This is a genomic window from Pseudomonas sp. SIMBA_067, from assembly GCF_046534675.1.
In the GTDB taxonomy this organism is placed as follows: domain Bacteria; phylum Pseudomonadota; class Gammaproteobacteria; order Pseudomonadales; family Pseudomonadaceae; genus Aquipseudomonas; species Aquipseudomonas putida.
The window spans coordinates 1-237 of sequence record NZ_JAWRYH010001302.1 but is presented as its reverse complement, the minus strand read 5'-3'; the positions used below and the strand labels follow the sequence as shown (position 1 = coordinate 237).

The 237-nt window shown below is 67.5% G+C and carries 1 pseudogene; it reads right to left on the bottom strand.

From position 1 onward, the window contains the following. Nucleotides 1-237, bottom strand: a pseudogene (gene nicD, locus SB765_RS33535) (N-formylmaleamate deformylase); the annotation flags it as partial.

Sequence of the window (237 nt, the reverse complement as noted above, 5' to 3'; positions counted from 1 at the left end):
AGCCGCTGCAACCCCGGCGCCCCTTGGGCAGCAGCACGAATGGCAAAGCGCGCCCCCATCGAATGCCCGACCAGGTGATAGCTGCCCAGGCCCAGCGCAGCAGCAAACGCGGGGATGTCTGCGGCACAGGCGTCGGTGCCGTAATCCAGCCCAGGCCCGCTCTCCGACAACCCACGCCCACGCACATCCAGCACATAGGTATCGAAGTACTGGCCAAGGCGCTCGGCCACGAAGCCC